Below are 6,000 nucleotides of genomic sequence, written 5' to 3' on the forward strand. Positions count from 1 at the left end.
CGATAGCTCAGTCGGTAGAGCGACGGACTGTTAATCCGCAGGTCGCTGGTTCGAGCCCAGCTCGGGGAGCCAAAAGAATTTTGGGCCGCTCACGCAAGTGAGTGGCCCTTTTGGTTTTTGCGGTGGTGTTCGCGTATGTGTACATGCATGTCCACTGCGTGGGTATTTACCAAGTGCGCATCGACAAATAAGGCGATCGGCATGAATGACGACAAGCGCGGCCGCGATCAAGGCGGGCAAGGCGACCGGTCGGTGCAAGACAAGCGCATCGGCGTCACCGTCATCTCGGGCTTTCTGGGCAGCGGCAAGACGTCGCTCCTGAACCGGCTGCTGCAAGCGCCTGAGTATGCCGACGCGGTGGTCATCGTCAATGAATATGGCGATATCGGCGTGGACCATCATCTGGTGCGTCTGGCGCCGGACAAGGTCGTGCTGGTCGAGGGCGGGTGCCTGTGCTGCGTGGTCAGCGGTTCGGTGGTCGACACCTTGCGTGATCTCTTCATGCAGGCGCTCGCGCGCAAGATCAAGCCGTTCCGGCATGTCGTCATCGAGACCAGCGGTCTTGCCGATCCGGCGCCCATCCTCTTCACACTGAAGCACGAACGCTTTCTGGCCGAGCGCTACGCGTATCGCGGCGCAATCGTGGTGGTGTCGGCTGCGCACGGCGCGGAACAGCTGCGCGCGCAGCCCGAGGTGGCCCGGCAGCTTGCGCTTGCTGATACCGTCGTAATCAGCAAATCCGATCTTGTCGATGCGGCGCAACTGCACGAAGTCGAACTGGCGATTGAGGCCATCAATCCTGGCGCGCGGCGCTACGTGCAATGTCCGGATGCCCCGTTGGCCGATGGCTTGCTCCAAGGGCCGGACCTGCTTGCTCGTCGCGATGGGAAGGTCACGGCAAAGTGGCTTGGTGCATTCTCGTCGTCGGCCGCTGTACAGCATGCGGACGTAAGCAGTTTTTCGCTCATGCTGGAAACGCCGCTGAGTCGAGCGGCGTTTCTGGCAGGCATCGCGCGTATCCAGGAGCGCTATGGGCAGGGCGTGCTCCGGATGAAAGGCATTGTGTGTTTCGCTGGTGAATCAAGCCCGTGTGAAGTGCATGGCGTGCATGGCGAGTTGTATCCGTTGCAGTCCTTGAGCGACTGGCCGGATGATGTGCGCGCCTCGCGGCTGGTGTTCATTGTCCGCGGCTTGGCCGTGCCGGAAGTGGCTGCCGCTGTGCGTCACGCATTGGGCCAGCCGTCCGCGTGAGCGCGCCGAAGGACCCCGTTTCATTGATCGATATTCCGTTGCGGATGCTGCACGGAAATACGGTATAACCGGTACGGTCTGATGCACTTGCCGAGACAATGATGGATCGACTGAAAGCCATGCAGGTGTTCGTTGAGGTTGCCGATCGGGGCAGCCTGTCGGCGGCCGCCGTGCATCTGGACATGTCTCGCGCCATGGTGTCGCGATACCTGGCCGAGATGGAGCAATGGGTTGGGGTGCGCCTGCTGCATCGCACGACGCGGCGCCTGAGCCTTACGCCGGCCGGCGCCGAAACCCTGCCGCGCTGCCGCCAGATGCTCGATATGGTCGGCGATCTGCACAGCGCCGTCGCGACACCCGAGGATACGCCGCGCGGTCTGCTGCGCATTACGACAAGCATGTCGTTTGGCGCCCGCCATCTGGCGCCGGCCGTCACCGACTACGTCAAACGCCACCCCGGAACGTCCGTGGACCTGATGCTGGTCGAGCGCGCGGTCAATCTGGTGGAGGAGCGTGTCGACCTCGCGGTGCGCATCACCAATGATCTGGATCCCAATCTGATTGCGCGCAAGTTGGCGGTGTGCCGATCGGTGGTCTGCGCGTCTCCGGAATATCTCGCGCGCGAAGGCGTGCCTGCGCGCGTCGAGGATCTGTCGTTGCGCAACTGCCTGACCCATTCGTATTTCGGCAAGAGCCTGTGGCGTTTCGAGCGCGATGGCGAGCCGGTCGACGTGCCCGTGGGTGGAAGCATCAGTGCCAACGAAGTCTCGGTGTTGTGCAGTGCCGCCGTGGAAGGGGCGGGCATCGCGATGCTGCCCACGTACTATGCGGCCGAATACATCGCGTCGGGCAAGCTGCAGGTCATCCTGCCCCAATGCAAACCCCAGGAACTCGGCATTTATGGGGTGTACGCCTCGCGCCGGCAGATGCCCCTGATTTTGCGTTCGATGATGGATTATCTAGCCGAGCGGCTGGGGTCGGCGCCGTGGGACAAGCCGGCGGGCTGATTGGCGGGCGGGTGAGGGCTAGGCTGGCGCGGCGGGTTGGCGCGCCGATAACGGGTACGCCGCAGCTTGAGGCCTGCATAGATGGCGGTATAATTTGCCGGCATTTGACCCAGAAAATACCTAACAATGGTTCCGGCCTGGTGGCAGGCCGGCGCAATCCAGAGCCCCGCTCGGTTTGCGCAAGGGGGCGAGCCGGTCTGGCAGCGGCGTTTCGGCCGCACGGCAGTGGCCTATGCCCGTCGGTTCTAGTCTTTGCTATCAATTTTCGCGGAAAGGGTGGGTGCCGGAGGTACCGGCGCGTTCCGCGGCCATATTGCGATAGGCGTCAGTGTTGCTGGCGCCAGCTTTTCCAGAATTTGCTCAGACGTTTTGCCGCAGCCGCGCAGCCGCGGCAGGCATTCCGCCTTACGGGCGCCGGCGCGTTGGTTTTCGCGCCAGGCAGCGCCATGAGGTGTGGGCGTGGCGGTAAACAGGAACCCAGTGACAATTTCGCAAGCCAACATCGACTGTTGCGTCGCCGCTTTTGTGGCGGCTCGGTCATTTGCGGGCGAGCGTCGCGTTGGAAGATCGGTGGACAGCCGCGCCGAGACGCCTGAATTTGGATTCCGCGGCACCACTGTCGGTGGCATCGAAACGAATCACAGCGTTGGTTTGACCTACGGTGCGGGCTTGAATCGCGGTGCGGATTTGAATTGCGGTGCGGGCTCGAATCGCCGCGACGATCGCTCGATTATTTATTTTGAATCTGGCGCCGCAAATGAAAAAGGCCCGGCGAATGCCAGGCCTTCATCAAATTGGTTGCGGGGGCAGGATTTGAACCTACGACCTTCGGGTTATGAGCCCGACGAGCTGCCAGACTGCTCCACCCCGCGTCTGAGAAAAGAATATTAACCTTATTTCCAACCAAGCGCAAGTTAGCCCATTTTTGAATTTGGATGTCGATGAACGATAGCGAGGCAATACTCGTGCTGGAAACCGCGCTGCTGTGCGCGGTTCAGCCGATGCAGATTTCCGATATGCGCAAGCTGTTCGGGGATGATGAACAATTCGACAGCAGCACGGTGCGCCGGCTTCTGGAGACCTTGCAAGGTAACTGGGCCGACGGCGGGCTGGAGCTTGTACAGCTCGCCTCCGGCTGGCGTTTCCAGAGCCGCCCCAGCATGCAGCGCTACCTGGAGCGCCTCAGCCCCGAAAAGCCGCCCAAGTACTCGCGCGCCGTGATGGAAACGCTTGCCATCGTGGCCTGGCGCCAGCCGGTGACGCGCGGCGACATTGAGGATATCCGGGGCGTGACCGTTTCGTCGCAGATCGTGAAAGCCCTGGAAGACCGCGGCTGGATCGAAGTCATTGGCCATCGCGACGCGCCGGGGCGTCCCGCGCTGTTCGGCACCACGCGCCAGTTCCTCGACGATCTGGGCCTGCGCGCGCTGGACGAGCTGCCGCCGCTGGAAACTGCCCACGCAGCCGCCGCGCTGGCCGGGCTGGATCTGGGCGAAGTGCAGCAGGTGCTCGGCGAAGCGCCGGAACCGGCCGAGGGCGAAGATGGTGCAGACGCAGCGCCGGAGTCGGCCGAAGAAGAAGGCGTCGCGGACGCAGTGCCGGAATCGGCCGACGGTGAGGTTGGCCAGGACGCCCCGCTGACGCAAGATGAGGCGCAGGCGCCCGCTGTTGAAGAGGGCGGCCTGGTCCAAGAGGGCGTGGACGCACCGCAGCACGCCTCGCAAGAGGACGAAAATCCGCCCGCCGCCAATCCTGATGCCGAATCCTCTGAGATTCTCCCCGTTGCGGAATTGTCTGTTTCGGAAGACGATGTCCCCATAGCGGCCATCGATAGCGTAGAATCCCAGCTTTCGCGCACAGAAGAAGGCGCGGATCCCGCCGACGAATCCACCGTCCGGGAGCAAGCCGAAGGCTTGTCCAATACGCCGCTCTCGTCCGATCTTCCCGACGACAGAGCTGGCAACGACATTTCCGATATGGCCGCCGATGCCTCCGAGGCCGGTGCTGCAAAGGAAAGAGTCGAGAACGCAAAACACGCGGAACCGACTGACCCGACTGACAAGACCGATGCCGTGGCCCCTGGCGACGCCAGGCGTGAGCCCGTTCATGGTCTTGACGAGGCCGTTCAGCCCGAACCCGATGCTGCCGGCGCGGCCTCGGAACAGGCGGACCCCGACCGGTCCGGGTCTGAACCGGATTCGGCGTCCCCAGATGATGACGAGCCTGCTCCCGGCAGGCCTACCCAAGTTTGAAATTCGGAGCTGTCCCAGTGACAACGAATACAGCAATGCAGGACGACACCCCCCGTTCGGATGACGCCGCTGCCGGCGCGCAGCCGGAATCCTCCGCCGCGCGCGAACCGGCCGCTGAAGGCGAAGCCGGCGCCCGCAGCCGCGGCCGCAAGCTGAGGACCCCGTTCCGCCGCCGCCGTGGCGACGCTGCCGCCGAACAGGCGCCCGCCGCCGAAGGGCAGGCTGCTGCGCCTGCCGCACCGGTCGAGTCCGCGGACTCCCGGGGTGGCGAGCAGGAAGCCGAGCAGGCGCTGTCCTACCTGGATACGGCTGACCGCATGGAGCAGCGTCTGGGCAAGTACCTGAACAGCGAAGCGGTCATGCCCAAGCTGCACAAGGTGCTGGCCGACGCCGGCATCGGGTCGCGCCGTGAAATGGAAGAGCTGATCGTCGCGGGCCGGGTGTCCGTCAACGGCGAGCCGGCGCATATTGGCCAGCGCGTGGGTCCCAACGATCAGGTGCGTGTCAATGGCAAGCCCATCATGCGCACCAACACGAAAAAGCCGCCGCGCGTGATCCTGTATCACAAGCCCGCCGGCGAGATCGTCAGCCACGACGACCCCGGTGGCCGCGCCAGCGTCTTTGCCCGGCTGCCCAAGCTGCGCACCGGCAAGTGGCTCTCGGTGGGCCGCCTTGACCTGAACACCGAAGGCCTGCTGATTTTCACGACGTCGGGCGACATGGCCAACCGGATCATGCACCCCCGCTATGGCACGGAACGCGAGTACGCCGTTCGTGTCCTGGGTGAAATGGACGAGGCGCAGCGCCAGTCGCTGGTCGACGGCATCGAACTCGAAGACGGCTTGGCCGCTTTCGGCGCGCTGGACTACCTGGGTGGCGACGGCAGCAACCGCTGGTACCGCGTCACGCTGCAGGAAGGCCGCAACCGCGAGGTCCGCCGCATGTTTGAAGCGGTCGGCGTCACCGTCAGCCGCCTGATCCGCACGCGCTTCGGCGATGTCGTGCTGCCGCGCACGCTGCGCCGTGGCCGCTGGGACGAACTGGACGCTTCGCTGGTGACCGCGCTGATGGTCCAGTTGGGACTGTTGCGCGAAGACGACGATTCGTCGGGCAACCGTCGCCGCTCCAAGCAGCCGCAATCGCACGATAGCGCCTTGCCTCCCGGATTCGGCACGCTCGACCGCAACGGCATGAACGGCGCCCGCATCGGCCGCCGTGGCAAGTTGCAGGGCGGCGGTCTGGGCAGTGCAGGGCAGGCTGCGGCGTGTCCTTCAGATCCTTTCGGCACCGGCCTCATGATCGCTGGTGGTTACGCCAACGGCCATCCGCTCTCGGGCGAACCTGGCCTGGGCAATCGCAAGAGCAAATCGGGTCCGCGCTCTGCGGGCGCCGGCAAGTCCGGTGGCAAGCAGGGCGGCAAGACCGGCGGCAAGCCGGGTGGGCGCGCGGGCGGCAACGCACGCGGCCCTCGCGCCGCAGCGAACGCCGCG

At 64.5% G+C, this 6,000-nt stretch carries 4 protein-coding genes and 1 tRNA gene; 4 read left to right on the forward strand and 1 reads right to left on the reverse strand.

From position 1 onward, the window contains the following. Positions 1-201 precede the first annotated feature (201 nt). Both B3446_RS03645 and B3446_RS03650 read left to right on the forward strand, forming a co-directional pair. Positions 202-1,251: a CobW family GTP-binding protein gene (locus tag B3446_RS03645; RefSeq protein ID WP_291377344.1), complete on the forward strand. Its 1,050-nt coding sequence runs from the start codon at positions 202-204 to the stop codon at positions 1,249-1,251. A gap of 101 nt (positions 1,252-1,352) precedes the next feature. Next, on the forward strand, positions 1,353-2,258 hold the full coding sequence (locus tag B3446_RS03650) for a LysR family transcriptional regulator (RefSeq protein WP_175124693.1): 906 nt from the start codon (positions 1,353-1,355) through the stop codon (positions 2,256-2,258). Positions 2,259-3,053: 795 nt separating this feature from the next. Here the strand turns inward: B3446_RS03650 and B3446_RS03655 are convergent. Then, positions 3,054-3,130, reverse strand: a tRNA-Met gene (locus tag B3446_RS03655). A gap of 63 nt (positions 3,131-3,193) precedes the next feature. Between B3446_RS03655 and scpB the strand changes: the two genes are divergently transcribed. Beyond that, the gene (scpB, locus tag B3446_RS03660; RefSeq protein WP_291377345.1) at positions 3,194-4,510 is read left to right on the forward strand and encodes an SMC-Scp complex subunit ScpB; all 1,317 of its coding nucleotides are present in this window, start codon (positions 3,194-3,196) and stop codon (positions 4,508-4,510) included. A gap of 35 nt (positions 4,511-4,545) precedes the next feature. After that, the coding region (gene rluB, locus B3446_RS03665) for a 23S rRNA pseudouridine(2605) synthase RluB (protein WP_291377346.1) at positions 4,546-6,000 on the forward strand (1,455 nt) is incomplete at its 3' end.

It is taken from the genome of Achromobacter sp. UBA5777 (genome assembly GCF_002418565.1).
In the GTDB taxonomy this organism is placed as follows: Bacteria; Pseudomonadota; Gammaproteobacteria; order Burkholderiales; family Burkholderiaceae_B; genus Achromobacter; species Achromobacter animicus.